This is a genomic window from Alkalihalophilus sp. As8PL, from assembly GCF_040939795.1.
Lineage (GTDB): Bacteria > Bacillota > Bacilli > Bacillales > Bacillaceae_D > Alkalihalophilus > Alkalihalophilus lindianensis.
Window position 1 is genome coordinate 216,399 of the sequence record NZ_CP162550.1, and the last position, 19,775, is coordinate 236,173.

Annotated in this window: 19 protein-coding genes; 13 read left to right on the top strand and 6 right to left on the bottom strand. The window is 37.0% G+C overall.

Annotation, left to right across the window (positions count from 1 at the left end):
* Nucleotides 1-6: 6 nt before the first annotated feature.
* Complete coding sequence (locus AB3N04_RS01065; protein ID WP_368502718.1) at nucleotides 7-729, top strand: hypothetical protein; 723 nt, start codon at nucleotides 7-9, stop codon at nucleotides 727-729.
* On the top strand, nucleotides 729-1,643 hold the full coding sequence (locus AB3N04_RS01070; protein WP_368502719.1) for a hypothetical protein: 915 nt from the start codon (nucleotides 729-731) through the stop codon (nucleotides 1,641-1,643). The genes AB3N04_RS01065 and AB3N04_RS01070 overlap by 1 nt, the downstream gene beginning before the upstream one ends.
* A 54-nt stretch (nucleotides 1,644-1,697) precedes the next feature.
* On the opposite strand, the gene AB3N04_RS01075 is transcribed toward AB3N04_RS01070, so the two are convergent.
* The 6 genes from AB3N04_RS01075 to dnaN are packed head-to-tail and all read right to left on the bottom strand — an operon-like array spanning nucleotide 1,698 to nucleotide 6,273.
* On the bottom strand, nucleotides 1,698-2,561 hold the full coding sequence (locus tag AB3N04_RS01075) for a ThiF family adenylyltransferase (protein WP_368502720.1): 864 nt from the start codon (nucleotides 2,559-2,561) through the stop codon (nucleotides 1,698-1,700).
* Entirely contained in the window at nucleotides 2,558-3,484 is a 927-nt protein-coding gene (locus AB3N04_RS01080) for a Mov34/MPN/PAD-1 family protein (RefSeq protein WP_368502721.1), read from the bottom strand. Before AB3N04_RS01080 ends, AB3N04_RS01075 begins: the two co-directional genes overlap by 4 nt.
* Nucleotides 3,485-3,507: 23 nt before the next feature.
* The gene (locus AB3N04_RS01085; RefSeq protein ID WP_368502722.1) at nucleotides 3,508-4,209 is read right to left on the bottom strand and encodes a hypothetical protein; all 702 of its coding nucleotides are present in this window, start codon (nucleotides 4,207-4,209) and stop codon (nucleotides 3,508-3,510) included.
* Nucleotides 4,202-4,726 (bottom strand): hypothetical protein, encoded by a 525-nt coding sequence (locus AB3N04_RS01090; protein WP_368502723.1) that lies wholly within the window; start codon nucleotides 4,724-4,726, stop codon nucleotides 4,202-4,204. The genes AB3N04_RS01085 and AB3N04_RS01090 overlap by 8 nt, the downstream gene beginning before the upstream one ends.
* 13 nt (nucleotides 4,727-4,739) lie before the next feature.
* On the bottom strand, nucleotides 4,740-5,105 hold the full coding sequence (locus AB3N04_RS01095) for a hypothetical protein (RefSeq protein WP_368502724.1): 366 nt from the start codon (nucleotides 5,103-5,105) through the stop codon (nucleotides 4,740-4,742).
* A 55-nt stretch (nucleotides 5,106-5,160) separates the two neighbouring features.
* Nucleotides 5,161-6,273: a DNA polymerase III subunit beta gene (dnaN, locus tag AB3N04_RS01100; protein WP_368502725.1), complete on the bottom strand. Its 1,113-nt coding sequence runs from the start codon at nucleotides 6,271-6,273 to the stop codon at nucleotides 5,161-5,163.
* Nucleotides 6,274-6,613: 340 nt separating this feature from the next.
* Between dnaN and AB3N04_RS01105 the strand changes: the two genes are divergently transcribed.
* The 11 genes from AB3N04_RS01105 to AB3N04_RS01155 all read left to right on the top strand — a co-directional run bounded on the left by AB3N04_RS01105 (nucleotide 6,614) and on the right by AB3N04_RS01155 (nucleotide 19,775).
* Entirely contained in the window at nucleotides 6,614-6,841 is a 228-nt protein-coding gene (locus AB3N04_RS01105; RefSeq protein WP_368502726.1) for a helix-turn-helix domain-containing protein, read from the top strand.
* Complete coding sequence (locus AB3N04_RS01110) at nucleotides 6,838-8,499, top strand: hypothetical protein (protein WP_368502727.1); 1,662 nt, start codon at nucleotides 6,838-6,840, stop codon at nucleotides 8,497-8,499. The genes AB3N04_RS01105 and AB3N04_RS01110 overlap by 4 nt, the downstream gene beginning before the upstream one ends.
* A gap of 158 nt (nucleotides 8,500-8,657) precedes the next feature.
* Entirely contained in the window at nucleotides 8,658-8,987 is a 330-nt protein-coding gene (locus tag AB3N04_RS01115; protein ID WP_368502728.1) for a hypothetical protein, read from the top strand.
* Nucleotides 8,984-10,249, top strand: a complete 1,266-nt coding sequence (locus AB3N04_RS01120; RefSeq protein WP_368502729.1) for a DUF3854 domain-containing protein — start codon at nucleotides 8,984-8,986, stop codon at nucleotides 10,247-10,249. The genes AB3N04_RS01115 and AB3N04_RS01120 overlap by 4 nt, the downstream gene beginning before the upstream one ends.
* Before the next feature lie 252 nt (nucleotides 10,250-10,501).
* Complete coding sequence (locus tag AB3N04_RS01125; RefSeq protein WP_368502730.1) at nucleotides 10,502-10,861, top strand: hypothetical protein; 360 nt, start codon at nucleotides 10,502-10,504, stop codon at nucleotides 10,859-10,861.
* 13 nt (nucleotides 10,862-10,874) lie between these two features.
* Nucleotides 10,875-11,255: a hypothetical protein gene (locus AB3N04_RS01130; protein ID WP_368502731.1), complete on the top strand. Its 381-nt coding sequence runs from the start codon at nucleotides 10,875-10,877 to the stop codon at nucleotides 11,253-11,255.
* A complete protein-coding gene (locus AB3N04_RS01135; RefSeq protein WP_368502732.1) occupies nucleotides 11,231-11,818 on the top strand; it encodes a hypothetical protein in 588 nt (195 codons plus the stop codon). The genes AB3N04_RS01130 and AB3N04_RS01135 overlap by 25 nt, the downstream gene beginning before the upstream one ends.
* A 66-nt stretch (nucleotides 11,819-11,884) precedes the next feature.
* Nucleotides 11,885-12,217 carry a PrgI family mobile element protein gene (locus AB3N04_RS01140; RefSeq protein WP_368502733.1) on the top strand — a complete coding sequence of 111 codons (333 nt, stop codon included), beginning with the start codon at nucleotides 11,885-11,887 and terminating at the stop codon, nucleotides 12,215-12,217.
* 6 nt (nucleotides 12,218-12,223) lie between these two features.
* The gene (locus AB3N04_RS01145; RefSeq protein ID WP_368502734.1) at nucleotides 12,224-13,165 is read left to right on the top strand and encodes a hypothetical protein; all 942 of its coding nucleotides are present in this window, start codon (nucleotides 12,224-12,226) and stop codon (nucleotides 13,163-13,165) included.
* A gap of 73 nt (nucleotides 13,166-13,238) precedes the next feature.
* Nucleotides 13,239-15,257, top strand: a complete 2,019-nt coding sequence (locus tag AB3N04_RS01150) for a VirB4 family type IV secretion system protein (RefSeq protein WP_368502875.1) — start codon at nucleotides 13,239-13,241, stop codon at nucleotides 15,255-15,257.
* A gap of 27 nt (nucleotides 15,258-15,284) precedes the next feature.
* Nucleotides 15,285-19,775 (top strand): hypothetical protein, encoded by a 4,491-nt coding sequence (locus AB3N04_RS01155; RefSeq protein ID WP_368502735.1) that lies wholly within the window; start codon nucleotides 15,285-15,287, stop codon nucleotides 19,773-19,775.

A 19,775-nucleotide genomic window follows, 5' to 3' on the forward strand; every position in this document is an offset into this window, starting at 1 on the left:
GTCAGATTGAAAAAGACGATCATAATAAGCTTACTTACTTCAACTATCTTTTTATCAGGTTGTTTGTTTGGGAAAACACCTCTCGACCAAGCTCTTAATGAAGTAGAAAAAGAAAAATTAAATAAAGCTGAATTAGAAGCGTTAGAACAGGAAGAGGTAGAAGAATACGTGAAGGGATTACATGAATTTTACGAGGAAAATCCTAAATCTGTGGAGGAGGCACTCTCTGAATTAGAAGAATTAGAGGAATTGAACGTGTTAGACAACATGAAAGTGAAAGTGCTTAGTGAGTATGATGATCCTACTGAGTTTGCCCTTTACGTATCCGATATTCTCTTTAAATTCTACAATAGAACCATAAGTCCAACTGATTATTTATCTTTCCTTAATGAACATGCCTCACACGAATTCAAACGAGATTTTTTAACTGGAGATGCAGAAGACGATTTATTGAATATACAAGCTGTGCAGGCTACTTTCGAAGATCATCAGGTTCTACATACTTCATACAAAGTATCAGAGGTAAAACTTAAAGGTGGTCAAAGAGAAGGGTATTTTTATAGAGCTGTTGTTTTAGATGTTCCTATTGAACAACATTACATGGTCACAATAAAAAAAGAAAACAATATGTGGAAGTTTCATGAAGATAAAGCTTCCGTACCATTTGTAGAATTAGATTACATTGAATCAAAGAAAGAGGAAACAATTATAGAGGAGGAAGATGAATAGTGAAAATTCCATTAGAATCAATACCACAAGCACAAAGACAAAGAGTAGAAGTAAGTCAAGAGAGGTTAAGGCATTTAAACAACAATGACGAACACTTTCACAATCATTTACAACGCACTCACTACTATTTCCTTGCGAAATTTGATCATGTATATGATGTAGAGGTAGATGCTGAATTTAGCGTTGAGTTTGAATCCTATGCTGCGGACCTTATATTTCAAGGTTATTACTTAGTATTAGAACTATTAGATGATGAAAATACAAGTGTACCTGCTGACTTTTTAACTCTACCGAATGGTCGAATCAAAGAAATGACATTTAGCATCTTAAATGGAGCAACAGAGGATTTGCTAAACTTATTAAAGAATAAAGATAATAGTGAGTTTGATAAAAAACTAATTAGCTCAACCGAAAATATTGCTTCATTTCTTACTCAATTAAAAATTGACTATGCATGTATTGGAGCAGCACAAGCACTAATTGACGAACGTTATAATCGTGATCTAATCATCCAAGAAGAACCTAAAGAAGCATATAGAGGTATCTTAACGCGCTCTGACGATCTTTTTTCGGTTGACCCACAGAAATACCTGGTTTGTATCGCAAGTTCACCTCACGGAGAAGTGTGGCGCTTATATACTTCCTCAACTTTGCCTCAGAGCAGAGTCTTAGGGGAGGTACGTATTAATAAATTCGATTCTCCACGGGAAATGTTGACCTCCTTGCCTTTCTATGAGGAAGAAGAAATTCCAGAACAAGTTGATACTGCCTTATCAATTGGAATCACGTTGTATGACGACATACCAAATCATGAGCAAAAAGCAATTGAAAATATCATTACAAACGCTCTATCGAAACACACTACAAATATCCAAATAACTGTATCACAAGTAGATTTTATTAAATTTAATTAGAAATATAAAAACACCTCCTTGCGTCACTTAAAAGACGTAGGAGGTGTTTTAACCTTACATAATGGCAAATTGCCTCATATATCCCTTCCTTGCATGAAATAGAATGTAGTGACTGCTTAATTCGCCACATGCTATTAATTCATTTAAGAAGGTCATTAAACAAAGAGCTGAAAACTTATTCGTAATCATTCTTTGGGGATCAGATGCACTCATTTCAGCACAACTCATTTCCGATGGAGCAATTTCATCCTTTTCTTCTAAAATATTCGCAAACACTTCGCCTACAGGGGCAACATACGTTTCATTATTTAATCGAACACCACATACAACTTGTCCTGTGTAGCCAGATTGATTATAGTTTTCTTTCTCATCAAAAGACCACTTCTCTATAGGTCCCTCTGCCATTTGCACAGACTCGTTTCCAGCATCAATGTAAATTAGACGATTGGATTCTATAAAATATTCATGCATGATCTGACGAGTATAATTATTATCTACACAACCTATTAAAATAGGGATACGTACTACATCGTTTCTATGGGCTGCTGCTTCGTCAATAGATTCTAGAAACATTTTAAGTACGGATGTATCCTCGATATAGGACTTATCATAGTAGCTAATGTTTAAATCATATACACTACCATACCTTTCAGCTAATACCTTAGCTTTCGACTTCCCAACATCATACTCACAACACAACTGATTTTTCAAATTCTTTTCTTCAAATACGTCAGGGTCAGCTAATAAGTAGGAACAATAAACGTCACTTGCTGCCAATAACTGCGTCAGTTGTTGAACAAGTGTCGATCCCGTACCTCCGACTCCCACCTGAATAATTTGAAAATATAACTTTCGTTTTGCAACAAAATAATTAGTGTCATACTTGATCTCTTTAAATAAGTTGATTACCTTGTTCATTCTGATACCACCTCTACTTGAGGGAAAATAACTCCTTCAAATGATGGGATCTCTACTGATTCTATACTATCTAAAGTCAGATCAAATACTTCTTCCGCATCTAGAGCAATGTGTCTTTGTTGAACATGGTCAAAATATCGACAAGTAATATGTGGGAGCTCATGATTTACCATTCCTACAATGCAATAGATCATTCCAGGTATCACATCGTCCTCATTGTCCGTTTGAGAAGGGAAAGCAGCCATTGTGTGGTGACTATGAATTTCACAAAGTTTCCGATGTGTAGCTTGTAATTCACCATCATGTTCACGTTCTACCCAATATTTATTAACAGTCTGTGGTGGAATACGCAATAAGTATTCGCCTGTATCTGGATTCTGATACAAATCACCTGCAATTTCAGTTCCGAATTGTTCAGAGAATTGTTTTGCTATTCCAATGAACGTAAATAGAGTCTCTTTACAAAGAGAAAGAGCGTCCACTGGGGAAGCTCCTTTCTTTTTACCACTTACGCTCGGGAAGAGCATATTTTTATCTTTATCATATCGTACCTCACTGAACCCTTTTACAAATTCAGGGAACGATTCATCAATGCCAATCCCATTCTCTAGTCGATGTCTAACATCTTCGGCTGTGATTTTCACTCGTTTCCCATCTTCTTCAAGAATACCTTTTTCGATATCTTCATCAGTAAATAGATCTGTAAGAGGGTACATTCTACCTTCGGTTCTAAATCCTGCATACAGAATACAAGTTTCATCATTAATGCCTTCGAGGTCATTAGGTTTCTTTTGTGGTGTTGACTTCTTTTGTTCTGCTTTCTCTTTAACAGCACTTTTTGCCATTACTTTGTTTTTTTCTACCTTCTTTTCCTCTTGTAATGGTGTTTCCTCTCCGAATAAGCTTGTTTGAAATAAATCCATTTGTCATACCTCCAGTAGTTTTTTTATAATTTGCTCATAAACTCTTTGATTGTTTTAGTCGGGGTTGCTTTTATTAACCACCCATCTGGGAATTCTTTATCTACTAGTTCATTAAATAACTCACGAGGATTCATCTTAGGTACGTTCCTAACAGCAGCTTCATATAAATCATTAATATAAGGTAACTGTAATAACCATCTCGTAACGGCTACTAACTCATTTTTACTCTTAATTGTCGGTAAGCTGTTATGTCCCATACACACATTCCCATTTCTATGAATATTGGGAAATGGCCAGTTGTATAAAAGAGTATCTTCCTCTACTTCATCCGTTTTTAGAGCGAATATACGAGGAGAGCTAACCCTTTCACCATCATACGTAAGAACGATTAAAGCGCTTGGCATCCCTATAGCATCAAATTTGGTATCAAAATACTCGCATGGCCACATTGATTTTGAAACGACAAAGCCACATGTTATTGCTGAGATGCGCTTGGTGTCAGTATCAAAGTGAGGAACCTCAAATAAAGCTCCTTTTGCCATTAAGCCGGTTTGTATCGCTAATACTTCACCTTTTGGTCGACTGCCTTCTTGAAAAGAATTTTTGAATCCCTCATAAACTCCAAATAAAGACGTCTGATAGGTATTAATTACAATCCCATTAGTTTCATGAACTACAGAAACTAAGTTAGTTGAATTCTCATCATCAATTTCTATTTTAATCATCTTGTCTACCCACTAATTCCTTAAGGAAGTTTGAAACCTTCACAAGTGAATTTACAGTATCTATAAATTCAGATGTCATGTATTCACTTGATAAAACAATAAACGAGGAATTTTCAAGCAATGTAAAATCGAGAATGCTAGAAAATTCTTGTTTAGCAACTAGTTTGAATTTCTCTCTCTTCTCGCCCTCTAATCGATGTAGGAGGGGAGAGGTGAAAATAATATACTCTAAGAATTCATCTTTAAATAAATTACAAACCTCTTCTACAAATGGCTCATTTAATTGGTCGATTTCATCGTCATTGGTTGTAATTGCATTTTCAGTTAGGTCGAATACACTATGGATCACACTTAGTAAGATGTCATAAGATGTATTCCTAAAACCACCCAAATCATGTTCAAAATATGAAGGAAATGCGTTCATGTCCATTCCTAAGTCATGCATTATCTTGAGAACATATAGGTTTTCTAAAGTCCCACTCACATAGTAAATATCTTCATCATCGAAATACATCATAAGAGAATCCTCCCTATAAAAATTGATTTTTACTTCTTTTTTTCACTCTCAAGTTAGCCAACTTGTCTTGGAGACCATCAAGTAGAAATGCTTGAACCATTGGGTTAGCAGCATTCTCTCGTTGGAATCCCTCTGCATCGTCTACTTCTGTTCTAATGACCATCACTGAATCTAAAGTCTTTTCTAGTTCGTTGAGCGAAAAAGAGTTAAAATCAATGGATTGAGCATTATTACTCCAAATGATTCTCCAAAATTTCATGGCATCTTGAACCGATAAAGTAATCTCATTTTCCGATGGAAATTCGATCAAATTAGAAAAGAAGCTCTCCTTATCTATCGTGTATGTCTGGATAGATGACTTGCTGTTTGTTGGATACATGAATTCACCCCAATAGAAAAGAGATCGTCTATGACGATCTCTCAAATTTGATTATTTATGCGCCCGCTCTTACTGGAGAAAGCATACGATATTCTCCGTTTAATTCATCTGGTAACACTGCAACTGGTTTTAATGGATCATCAAAGCCAATCTGTACTTCTTCTCCTTCCATCGTAGAGATTAGATTGAGAAGTAGCTTAATGGAAAAATAAAACTCAACAACTCCTTCGCCTAGCATTTCACTTACAGGCACTTCAAGCGTTAAGCTACTTTTACCTGGAGCAGCACTTAATACCATTACCTCTTCATTCGCTACGAACTTAACAGGTGTTTTTAATTCACCTTCTTCTTTAAGTAGGAATTCAATGTTTTTCAAGGCATTTAATACTTCTTTTCGATTCAATCTGACAATTGAAGTGTTTTCAAGAATCAAATTAACAAACGATGTAGTATTAGGATAGTTCCCTTCTAAGACTCTCGTATAAAACGTGGTGGTCTGATCTTTTGCGACAAATAACTGCCCTGAACAAAAAAACTTAATATCACTATTGAAAGTAGAAGCAATGTCCTTTAAGGATTTAGCTGGAACCGTTACATTCAAATCTTCTTGAAGTTCGTGATCAAGCTCACATCGACAAAATTGGTGAGAGTCCGTCGCTGAAAAGGCTAATTGAGTACCAGTACTAGAAATATTAATACCTGTTAGGACTGGTCGTGTCTCAGCTTGAGCTGCACATACAATGGTTTTGTTTAAAAGCGTTGAAAACTGTTCACTTTTAAGCGTAAAACCTTGAGTTTGTTCAGAACCAGGTAGACTAGGGAAATCAGAAGGATCTAAAATAGGAAATTCCAACTTAGTCCCTTTCCCTTTAAACACCAAACAAGATGCTTCTAATGACAATTCAAACGATTCACCGGCTTTTTCCAAAAATTTAATTAACCCTTTTTGGACAATAACTGAACCTGGTTCCTCTACATGAATCGTTTTACTTCCTTTCAATTCTGCCTTTACAAAAGTTTGTCCATCTGAAGCTACGGTTACTAGCTTATCATCGGATACAGTTAATAGAATACCTGCTAATACTGGCTTTTCCTTAGATGTGGAACATACTGTAGATACCTTGGATAATAACTTTACTAATTCTTGTGATTTACCGTTGATTTTCATAACTAAAACACTCTCCTTAAAATTTTTAATCAGATTTGTCTCTTCACTCTATGATTGTTTAGTCTCCTTCCTCAAATAGACGCAAAAAAAGCCCATTGAAGACAGGTAGAGGCATGTAGCCTGTAACTGCTCAATGAGCTTCGCGTATGTTAAATAATATAGAGTGAAAATATACTTCTATTATAGAATTAGTATATGTCATTTACAAGCTTATCTTTCCAAAAGTTTCCCCTCATAGTATACTGATTGTAATAAAAACTAAATAATTGAAGTGAAGATCCACTCAAACTAATCCCTGAAAGGGGAATGGTTTGAGTTTTTTTATTTTTTGGAGGTACTAATGACTACTAAATTTGATTCAATCCACGTTGAAAACGATGTAGAAAAATTGTTTTTGCTGAGAAAACGTTATGGATTAAAACAATATCAACTCGCTGAATTAATTGGATATTCATCTAATCATATCGCTCATATTGAGAACAACCAAGCAATGATTAGTGACCGAATGAAAGATCGAATTGATAAAATCATTCCGTTACTAGAGGAAAAAAGGAGGCAAGCTCGGTGAGGGTACTATTTTCTATATTTAATGATGAACTCATAGATAAGACACTCGATATCGTGAATCAAAATCCTAATATTGATTTCAATAGAGACAAATTAGATATGGCTCCCACAAATTATTATTTGACAGTAAGACCTATCTTTAAAGAAGTGAAGTTTGCGGTCATAAGTAACAAAGTCTTGCCATCACCTAAAGATATAAAGAATATCGAAAAGGTTCTACCTAATGTAGAGCATATTATTATATTCATTAGCGAACCCGAATCGATAGTAGAAGAACTCTCAGAATACTGTTCTGAAGGCTTTTTTAACAAGATCAAGTTATTTGGATATGAATCTGACAAAAAAGAACTCCATAAATATTATTCTTATCTTGAAGAGATTTATCCACCTGCAGATACTAGTTATAAAGAGGAACCAATTGATCAATATCCACCTTCTGAACGTGACTTTGAAAAGGCTTCAAGTAAGTTTATTGCTGCTGGGATAGAAATTGAAGCGCGTGGTGACGATCAATCTCATGTTGATAATAACGCGAATATTAGTGATACAGAAGAAAAAAAAGATGATGAATTCAAAGAACAAGAGAGTAATTTCGATTCTGACAAAGGTCATCAAACACCTTACACTGAGAAGAAAGATAGCACTAATCAAGTAGAAGATCAGAAGAAAGATATGGAGAACCGCGAAGAAGAAACCTTGCTAGATCAAAAAACTTTTGAAACAGAAGCAGAAAAACCATCATCACTACCACTAAAAATCAATAATGATGAACCAGAGCTTACAGCTAAAACCTATACAAATGCAGTCATAAGAGATAAGAATGCCAAGCTTGAAATAGCATTCGATATACCTGTTTATAAGACTAAAAAAATAAAGAAAGAGAAAGTGATTGGAGTTTGGTCGCCCTTAAAAAATATTGGTTGTACCTCGTTTTCTATAAATTTTGCTACGTGTTTAGCGACATTAAATATTCCGGTAGCAGTCATTGAAGGGTTACAACCACAACCGGCCCTACTTCCTCATCTATCGAGATTTGAAGGAGAACCTGAACACTGGACTTCTTATGCTGAGTACTTATTTAGCAAAGAGGACATAGATGCAAAAAGAGTGATTTGGGCTACACATGATGTGAACTACTTTCCTTTACACGCAAATGACCTAAAACGTACATGGGAACCTCAGATGTTGAAGTATTTAATAGAAGGCTTACGTATACACGACGTAACACTAGTAGACTTACCAACTGGACACATGGAAAATCACACAAAGGTTTCTCTTAAGCATGTAGATGAATTATGGATCATAGTAAATGATCAAACTCAAATTTTAAATGAATGGAAACCGTTCATATCACAAGTGAAAGCCATTGTGCCAGAAACGAAGTTAATCTTTTCACCACTGTACTCTTTTAGTAAAACAGAAACCATATCATCTTTCTTAGATATCCCAATCCTAACCGAAATCCCTGATTTAACCGCTGATCACATGAAGAATTTTTATGAGTCTAAACCTCTTTATTTAATGCATCATGATAAACCTAAAAGAATACTAAATCAATCATTCGAGCCAATCATTGAGCATTTACTTAAAGACCACATCGCTTTGTGCAATCAAAAAAAACGCTCTTTGAAAGATCGAATAATTTCTGTATTTAGTTGAACTCGTTCTACTCAACCGTCCATATATTTGATATAATTAATGAAATTCAACCTATTTAATTATGAAATAATGAAAAGTCCTTTGGACGGTTAGTGCATCTGTAATGGATGATTAGACCTCCAAAGGACTTTTTTTGTGGAAAAAGGAGAGTGGTTTAGATGAACAAAATAATGAAGGAGATACACCAGTGTACGTTAAGAGTAAGCAAACACGCGAAAGAACAAATGATTTTGAGGGGTTACTCCAATGAGGATATTCTATCCTTTTTTCAAAGCGATATGAAATTGGTTGATTCCAACTTGGGCTATAACCACCGAGTGGGGCAAAAGTTACCTACTTACACCATTGAAGGAGTAGACTCTGATAAGAAGCCGATGGCTATTGTGCTTTCAAGAGAAGAAAAGTTATTTACTCTAGTAACCATTATGCCAACAACAGATGAGCGGAGATTTAGAAGACTAATCCAAAAAAGGAGTGTTCCGGTATGAATGATTTTAGAATGACTACAGCAAAAGGTGGTCCTTGGTATGAATATTACAGACGACCATGTGAAATTTGTGGGAAGACAGGTGCTTGTATGATCCATGAAGATGGGAATCGAGTAGTGTGTATTCGTCAATCTTCGGACATCGAGTGGGGCAAAAATTCATCATTACCGGGATATCTTCACTATTTAAAAGAGCAAGTTTCTATTCCAAAAGAGAAGATTTCTACTGAGAAAGATGCGAAGAAATTACCTTCACACTCATTGAATAAGGTCTATAGTGAACTAATCGCTAATAGCTCATTAACAAAGGAGCACCTTGCTCATTTAACAGGTGTAACGAGACAAATGAATAAAGAAGAAATTCGTGCAAGAGGCTACTTTTCTATGCCAGACAAACCTTGGCGTGTAATTAGTGAAGTAGCTAAGAAATTAGGTAGTGAAGATCACCTTATTGGGACGCCTGGTATTTATTATCGTAAAAAGATTGGAAGCGGATATTATACGCTTTCCGGTCTACCTGCAATCGGTATTCCTTCAAGAAATCATATGAATGAAATTGTAGGTGTTCAATGGCGTGTAGATTCACCAGTGAACAACCTAAGTTATACCTCAATTGATGAAACGTTTTCTGCTGAGTTAATTGAACAACCAGACGTAGCTCAATTAAAATACAAAGGCAAAACAATCTATGAAGGAAAGTTGCCTGTAGGTGCAAAGCAGACGATCAAAGGGAAAGATGGTAAAGCCATTGGTGATGTTCATATTAGTAAAGGAGCAAAATACATTTGGCTCTCTTCTTCTAGAAAAGAAAATGGAACAAGTGCTGGCAACCCTCTACCTATTCATGTGAGTGTGCCGACTTCTCATCTATTAAAATGGAAATCGGGAACACCTCGATTTGCCGAAACGGTTTGGATTACAGAAGGCGGATTAAAAGGGGACATTACGATTGAAAAATTCGCAAAATTTTTCAAACCTCACGAACTAAAAGAGTGGGGCGACACTATCCTTTCTGTACCAGGAGTAGGGGCATGGCGACTTTTATTACCAATCATGAAAGAAATGGGAGTGAAAAACGTGGTGATTGCTTATGACATGGATATGATTGAAAATATTTATGTTAAAGATCACTTGTTTAATATGGTTAGAGAATTCAAGAATCAACATTACAATGTACGTATGTCGATATGGGATGAAAATGTAGCTAAAGGAATTGATGACTTAACCCTGAAAAACTACATTCCTGATATTCGAACCTTATAAAATATAGTCAGCCCTAACACTTAATGTGTTAGGGCTTTTTTCTGTTCCATATTCTTGGGAATTGCTAGTGCTAAATACTAAATGAATGTTGCATTTTTGATAAAGATAGAATAAGATAAATGTAATCTAATATATGACGAAGAGGGAAGTCCCCGAAATTTGTAGCGTACTATGCGTCTACTTTTTCGGGGACTTTTTTGCGTTTTAAGGGGGTGGTTGGAATCGAGAGCTTTGTAAGAGAGGAGGTTGTAGGTGAGTACTCAATATAAAACACCAAGAACACATCTAGTAGCCCTAAAGAAAATCACAACCTATTTGATTGTCTTAGTCCTTATTTTATTTGTACCAAGTATAGCTTTAGCAGAAGAAACATTTGCAGAAGGGGATATCGAAGACCTTTACGATAACCTTAACTCTATCTTAGAGATTGTAATCGCGATAGGTGGATTCTGGACTGTTGGATGCATTATCTTCTCGGGTATGCGTTTATCTGGGTCACAGGGTAACCCGACAGCTAGGGTACAAGGGATCATTGGGTTAGTATTTGCAATTTTAGGCGGTTTTGTGGTTTACAAATGCCTAACCATAGCTGGTTGGATAACAGGAATTTAGGAGGATGAACAACATGTTAAAGAAAAGTATGAATCGAATGAACAAAGCTTGGCTTACAGCAATGGCACTAATCTTTATGGTAGTAAACCCATCATTAGTAGGAGCTAACGCTTTTAAGAATGTCGACATTGGTGGCGACAAAGTGAAGATGGATAACGGAAATGCAAGTGGTTTTTTTAGTCAAGGTAATGATTTGTTATACGTATTACTAGGTTTAGCAGGTATGTGGGTAGTTGCTTGCGTTATCTTTGCGGGTGTGAAGCTTTCAGCTGCACAATCAAATCCACAAAATAGAACGCAAGGGTTTATCGGTCTAGCAATGGCTTGCCTTGGTGGTTTCGTAGTTTACAAGTGCTTGGAGATCGTAGGATGGATTGGCGGTCTAGGAGCTTAATGAAAATTTCTATCTTTTTAGGGCTATCCACACTCTGGGTTTTAGTATGTATATGTTCATACATTGGATTGCTAAGAAAGAGAAATAGAATTAAAGCGAATGGATTACCAACTATTGGAGCTGGCCTTTTTAGTTTGATCTATACGATTACACTTACAGGTGCATTAGACAGCCAGATCAATAATTATCAAATAACATATTCTATTCTACTTTTAATTTTAATTAGTCAATTGACCATTGTGGCTATTCTGTATACAACAACAAGGTTGTTTAACAAAAAAAATCAAGAGAACAAGAAGGAGTTTAAAGTTCTTTTACCTATAATTGGAGTAATCATTTCATTGATTCTCAGTTTTGTGGTAAAGGGGCAAATTGGCTCTGAGAGTTTAAAATTTATTTACTATATCTGTATTATCCCAAGTATCATTTTTCTAATTTCTTTATTTCTCGGGGTATCCGCTGGAGTAAATTTAGCAAGAAAGAAAGAGAAAAAGGATGTAATAACTTTTGGAACAGGATTAACAGGAATGTTTTTATCACTATTAATAATATGGGTTTGGTAGACTCCGAAGAACAATACCTAGAAACCTCTCTGTAATAGAGAGGTTTCTCTATAGAAAGGAGATTCCATGAGAAAAGTAAGTGTACCGGTTGATATGGCCTCTGAGCAAAAGATCTTATTAGGAGTTATTTCAATGAGACAGTTGATTTATGTTCTTTTAGGTGGTGGAGCGATCTATAGTGTTACCCCCTTAGTTTGGTCCCTTCCCCTCTCCCTAATTGGGAACTTAATGCTGAATCTCATTGTAGCCATTCCTTTTGCCATCATTGTAATTCTCTTAGGATTCATGAAACAAAAAAAATACAACATGTTCTATGATTTTTATTTCATTACAAAACTTTCTAAGAAAACGCAAACCGGTGTGTGGAGAAAAGGAAAACGAAGAGAAGATTGGATGTGATAAAGCATGATGGACATCGTTGTTTTAACGGTATTGGGAAGTGTTGCTTGGGTGGTTTATGCAGTATCCACTAAACGATCATTGATCCCTTTTTATGAAAAGAAAGTGAAACTACAAACCCCTACAAAAAAAACGAAAAATAAAAGAGGTTCGAAAGCAACTAATCAACCCCAAAATACAAAGAAAAATGCACCAACGGACGAGTACGCAGAAGAAGAACCTGATCTATTCTCAGAATTACTGGGTGAAGTGAAAACCGTAAAGAACCATATGATTCATTTAACAGATGAACGGTTCGTTATGTTTACTGAAGTTGAACCATGTAATTACTTTTTACGCTCTCAAGAGGAGCAAGAATCTATTGATGATGCGTTTGAAACATGGTTATCAAGTATTGATGGATATCAAGTTCAATGGTATCTACAGAACCGCTATATTGATTTAAGTGAACCTATCGAAGAAATGCAAGAAAACATGATCAAATCGGAAAACATGTCTCCAAATGCAATTGATTACGGAAAAGGACTTTTAAATGATCTGCGCAATTGGCAAGCGTCACAACCGAGATATGAAACAAAACGCTATCTGATTTTTGTACAGAAAGCCGATCCGAAAAAAGCAGGTGTTGTAAAGGGAGCAGAAGATTACGAAGAAAAAATCGTAGAACGAGCTTTTGGCGAATTATACCGACGAGTAAATAATGCGAAAAATATGTTGAAGAGAGCAAATATGGAAGTGGAGTTATTGACTGGAGAGGGAATTGCAGAAGTTCTTTATCATACCCTTAATCGTCGTAAAGCTCCAAAACTGAAATTTAAAAACATTAAAGAGCGTGAAATGTTATCTCTCTATTCAACTGCAGATAAATCTGAGGAACAAATTGAAGCGGTAAAGGAGTCAGGAAATCATGTTCAAAACCTTGAGAAAGAAAAAGAACAAGCAGGATGATCAAGTGGAAGCACAACCCACTTCAAACATCGAGGATGAGGAAGTAGATGCTGAATCATTTGAAGATGAATCAATGGATGAAGAGAATGATCATGAAATACCCTCATACCAACTAGATACAATGGGCGACATTATGGACATTATATCTCCAGATGGCATTTCGATAAAAGATGAAGATCATGGTGTGATTAAACAGTCAGCAGGAACCAAAACATACTATAGACCAGCATATATCCCACCAGATGGGTATCCACGAAAAATGCAAACGAATTGGCTATACGATATAACGGCAAGTGGGGAAGTTGATGTGTTAGTTGATGTGCATAAAGTAACCAAGTCAAATGCCATTCAATCTCTACAAAAGCAACAAACCATGTTGCAATCCAATCTATCGTTCCAACGTGCAAGAGGGAATATCGATCAGATTTCTGATTTGAATACAAAGATTAACGACACGCTCATTCTATCTGACGAAATCCAATTTAATGAAAACGATATGTTCAATATTTCTACCTTCATCATGATGTATGGCAGTAGCAAAAAAGAGCTAGATGCTTATTCCGAATACTTAGAAGACCTTATGTCAGGTAGTTTCTTTCGACTAACAACCGCATGGAGCAGAATCAAGAAGGGCTTTATTAGTACGTTACCAATTGGTACGAACAAACTTCAAGATACGATCCGAAATATTGACCGTCGTGCTTTGAGTACATTCTCCCCTTATATAAGTGGAGCAGGTAAATACATGGGGGGCATTCCTTTTGGTATTAATCGAATTACAGGTCAAAAAGAATTCCTTAACTCCTTTGGTAATGATCGTCATAGACCAGATAATTACAATATGGGCATTTTCGGTATTTCAGGTAGCGGAAAATCACTAGCCATGAAATTAAAGATCGCTAGGGAGAATGCAGCCGCCAACGTATACGCTGGAATCATCGATCCAGAAGGAGAATTCAGTCGGCTGACTACACGATTAGGAGGCATTAACTTAAATATCTCCGAGGAATCTGAAATTCGTATTAATCCTTGTGCCATCAACTATTCAGATATCCCACTTGATGACAAAGATGATGAAGAGTTGGAATCACTTGAATTAGAAGATGATAAGAAAATCATCGAAAAAAACGGTGTGAAATACCTACGTTTTGTGCCTATTCGAGAAAAAGTAAATGAATTGCTTGATTTCTTCGATATCATTGTTCGCGGTAAAGAGGACACTGGTTTAAATGTATTTGAACGGAACTTCCTAGAAGATGCGGTTTTCGATGTCTTCGCTCAGCGAGGTATTACAACTGATCCAGATTCTTTATTTGAAGAAGATATCAAAGAGATTGATGGTCAATTAATTCAGTCTCAAGTAAGAAAACCGGAACCAGAACTTTTTGACATATTTAAATACCTTAAGGGTAAGTTTGGTGACGATCCTAAAGCAGACCGCTTACTTGCTGCATTGAAACCTTTCTTAAGAACAGGGTCGAAACCTTTATTTGATGGTCAAACCTTTCTGGGCCGTGGGGTAACGCAAAGTCTTGAGAATAGTCGCTTAGTCAACTTTAATATTTCTCAATTAGAAGAAGGCTTTTTACGACCAATCGCCTTCCACGTAATTCTAAATTATCTGTGGGAATACTTTGCCAAAAACCTTAATAATGCCCATAAAAAGAAGTATATATACTGCGATGAACTGTGGCAATTTGTCGATGGGGAACAAACAATTAAGTTCTTTGAGAAAGTAGCAAGACGAGCAAGGAAACGTAACTGTGGGCTTGTGTATGCATCTCAAGATTTCGTCCGTTTACTTGAAAATAAAAAAGCCCGAGGAATTGTTACAAATACTTATACGATTCTTTTCATGAAACAAAACAAAATTGACTTAGCCAAAATCCGTGAAAACTTCCCTTTAACCGAAGGGGAGCTTGGTATCTTGTTTAATCAAGGTGCAGATAAAGGAGAAGCCATTTTAAGAATTGGTCTTTCTACCGTTTGGTTAAAAACAGATCCAAGTGATGAAGAAATGGTCTTTATTGAATCAAACCAAGCAGTTCTAGATGAAATGATGAAACGGAAGCGGTTAGCTGAACGAGTTTAGTTTAATTGCAAGAAAGGAGGTGGGCCTATGATGGATAGACTTTTGGGGGCCGTTGGCAACGTTATAGAAGCGATGTGGGATGCTATCGTTGCTACATTTGGAGGCCTCCGTTCAATTATGAATTTAGTTTACGGCGATGATGAAGATTTAATTTACAATACCTTCAATTCAAACGTCGTATCAGATGTTTTGCAGCCCGGAATTAATGTCTTAACAATATTGGTCTCATTTTTTATGATCATCGGTATTGTTTATGCAGGTAGTAGGTTGTCCTCTACGGGCATAAACCCTTCCAATCGTACAGTTTTAATTGAATTCTTAAAAGATTGGGTATTGGTTGCTATTATGATAGCCAATGTGTACATCTTTTATGATCTAATCTTCACTTTAAATGCTGGTATCATTGATATTTTTAGAGTAGACCTTGAAGGTGAAGCAGGCGATAAATGGGCATACGCTCAATTGTCACCTAGCCCAGCTGACGTTTTCGAGGACGAAGGGATTTGGTTGGTAACTGGCCCCCTAGCAATTGTAGGGTGGATGATGGTGCAACTCTTTTTACTATTTATCATGATATGGATGAATTTCTATTATCTCTTTCGCGAAATTACGCTCATCCTTTTCATGGTTCTTGGTCCAGTATTCATATCACTATGGATGATCCAACCATATAAAAGTATTACCCTAAATTGGTTGAGAGAATTTACCGGTACTGTTTTAGTACAAAGTGTTCATGCCGTTACTTTATGGGTCGCTGCTGCTATGGTTTCGGGACTCTCAGGAATTTCTATAATCTTTCTATTTCTTATTCTCATTCCGCTCGGAGAAGCAATTAAAAACTTGTTTAACTTAGGTGGAGATACAGCTTCTAATATGTCAAAATTCGCTTCGATGGCAGGTCTTTCAGGGATCGCAGCAACCTACGGAGCGGTTAAATCAGCTCGTGAAGGTGGAAATGCACTATCAGCTGTAAGAGATGCGGCAAATGGTGGAAAGAAACAAGGAGCAGGGAGCAGTTCTTCTAGCCCAACAGATGCAGCGAATACAGGAGCTTCAAGTCGTGCAGAGCGAATGTTACGTTCTGGTGAAATTATGAGTAAAGCAGGTAAAATGACGCTCGGTGTAGCAGGTGCCGTCGGTGGTGCTGCACTAGGTCCAAAAGGTTCCTTTATAGGTGCTGGTGTAGGAGGATTAGTCGGTGGTGTAGGTGGTGCCATTGCCGGAAGAGCAGGACATGTACTTGGTTCTGCCACTAAATCAGCCTTCTCCAAAGGACTTAATGGAGCTAAAGAAGGCATATCCGGTTATAACATGCATAAAGACGATGAGTTAGCTAATGAAATGGGTGATATGAAGACTGATCAGTGGGCAAAATCTCATTACCAAGACTTTATGGACGATCAAATTAAAAACAAAGGTAAATCACCCGAAGAAGCACAGGCCTTATGGAATAACAAAGAACAGTCCCAACGTGAAGCCTTTAGAAATGAAGCACGTGCTCTTATTGGGAAGAGAGGATATAAGGATCAACCGGACCTTGCGAAAGCTGATGACCTTGTAAAAGAAACTGGTAATCAATTAGCGAAAAATTATGAGGACACTCATAAAGAGCAATATTTACAAGATCGTGAAGCGGAAGGTATGTCAAAAGAAGACGCTACTAAATCTTGGGACAACCATTTCGCTAAGAAAAAACAAGGGATTTATGATAATGCCTATAAAGTAGCCGACGAAATGCGTAGTGGTCGAAATGACCAATACAAATCTGATTTAGCAGAAGCTAAAGTCCGTGCATCTAATGTTGGTGAGCAAAAAGCTGAACAATGGGCTGCTGACAATAAAGACGACTTTTATGCTGATAAGAAACAGGATCATTTGGACAAACAATGGGATTCACAGGTCAAGAAAAAATATAATGATTTCCATGAACATGAAAAGAAAAATCCGGATGGACGATCTGATGAACAAATTGCTCAATCAGCTAAACAACGTACGGAGCAATGGGCAAGTGAAAATCGCACACCATTTATGGATACGGAAGGTAGCACGTATCGTCCTGATGATAAAGTCCACCAATCTTGGGATGATCAAGTGAAAGCGAAGAAAAGCGAATTTACTAAAGATGCGTACGCTACTGAAAAAGGGAAGTTACAAAAACCTACTGAGTACCTAGACAAAGAACAATATGCGAATGCCGTTGCTGATCGAATGATGGATTCGGAAAAACAAGAGTTTATGGAAAACGGAATTAAAAACGGCGGATACCATAAAGCCCTTGATACAGCTCGTGCAAAAGCTAACGAAATCGGAGATAGTAAAGCTCAAGAGTGGGCTGATGAGAACAAAGGTTCATTCTATCAAGAGAAGAAACAAGATCACATGAATAAACAATGGGATCAAAAGCTTCAACAAAAATTTGACGAATTCCAAAAAGAAGAATCTCAATACGGTGATGGTCGCTCTTCTGAAGAAATCCAAGCAGCAGCACAACAAAGAGTTGGGGATTGGACTACCGATAATAAAAAACCTTTCATGGATAAATTAGAGAAAGGCTACACCCCTACAGCAGACGTCGATCAAGCTTGGAATAAACAAGTTCAAGAAAAACAGTCTGAACTTGGTGAAACAAAAGCAAAAGAGTGGGCGAGAGATAATAAACCAGCTTTTTATGAAGGACAAAAGCAAGATTATCTAGATCAAAAATGGGATGATCAAGTTCAACAAAAGTATAACGATTTTCATAAACAAGAAATGCAATCTTCTACTTCTCGCACACCCGATCAAATTAAAGCTGCTGCTCAAGAACGAGTTAATCAATGGAGTGATAACAATAAAGAGGGCTTCATGAATAAGATGGACAAGAATTACGCTCCTAGTCAAGAAGTGGATCAAGCTTGGGATCAACAAGTACAACAGCAACGTAGTAATTTTGTGAAAGGTGCTTTCAAAGAAGAGAAAGCAGCAATCTTATCTTCTGGTATGGAACGTGGCTTAGAGCCTACTGAAGTTGAAACACAATGGAATAATCAGAAGGACTCAAGAGCAAAAGCGATTGTAAGTGCCACACAAGTCGCTGGAGAAAACGTACAACACCTATCTGTTGGTAAAGGGTTTGAGAACCGAGATGCGATTCTAAATCAAACAGCAAATGAACTAACTAAAGGATTTGCTACAGAAGGCAATAAAGCTAAATTTATGGATGCGGTTAAACAAGAGCAGCCGGATATCAATAATGGTGTAGCTGAACAAATGTGGAATAAAGAAGTCGGTTCCAAACATCAAGAGTTCTATCAACAGGCCGCTAATAATCTAAACACTAATAATGTTTCGGGGATTCGGAAAGTGATCGGAAATCCAACAGAAGGTCTTAAAGGCGCTATATCAGGAGCGTATCAAGGTACAGGTCTAAAGAGTGCCGTAGCATCAACGAAAGACGTAGCAAATGACTTTGTGAACATGACACCTGGTATCAATAAACTTGTAGAAGGTAGCGATCAATACGAACCTCAAAACGTTACTGAGAAACAAGATGCTGTAAGAAAAGGAGTTGCTTATGCTTCTGGAGCATTACTCGGAGCTTCTGGCTATGCAATTGGCTCTAAGCTAACGACACCAAACACAACCGGTCAATCTAACTTCTTAGACAAGACAGACTTAAACCCTTACAGCAAAACAAGCCAAGCTCAAACGATGGATGTTGGTGATATGGCGAGATATGCGAAGAAAGAGACTGTAGAATTACCTAATGGCCAAACGAGGTCTAGTTATGCAAACGGAGCTATTCAAATGGTCGTTGAAAATGACCGTTCTTACATGCAAGTGAAAGGGAATGATGGTCAAATTGTACGTACTTCTCGTTACGGTGCAGGAGATACTTCTTTACAGCAGGGAGAACGTATCATCCAAGATTACACGATTGATAATGATATGCTAGCGCCTGCTAAAACAGGTGGAGGCAACCCATCCGTCTACAAGTTAGATTCAACAGGTCATAAATCAATGTACAGTAATCCATTGTCCATCCAAGCAACAGATCTTATTTCTAAAAAAGTGGCTCCATCTAGCGCGGCTGCTCCTAATAAGATGATGGAACATAAACCACTTAATCCACAAGTCGAACAAGGTTCATTCACTCTTCAAGACTTGCAACAGTATAATCCACAATGCAAGGTAACAACAGTCATTGAAAAAGGTAGAAGTTATGCAGTTATGAAAGATCCAGTTAAGAATGAAACGTATAGAGTATCGGATTACGGCCCAGGCGATGCTTCTCTATCAAGTGGGGAAACAGTTTACAAAGAATATGTTGTAGAAAATGGGCGGTTTACTCAACGTCCTACTGGCACTACCGAGGTATTAGAGAACTATACAGTTAATTCCAATGGTGATAAGGAAGCCATTACAGGTAACGTAGCAGAACAAATTTCACCAAAAGACTTAATCCCACGTCGACCAAATACTCGAGTGAAAAGACGTATGGAATTTGAAGAGAAAAGGTTCAAGCAAGGAGTGGTTTAA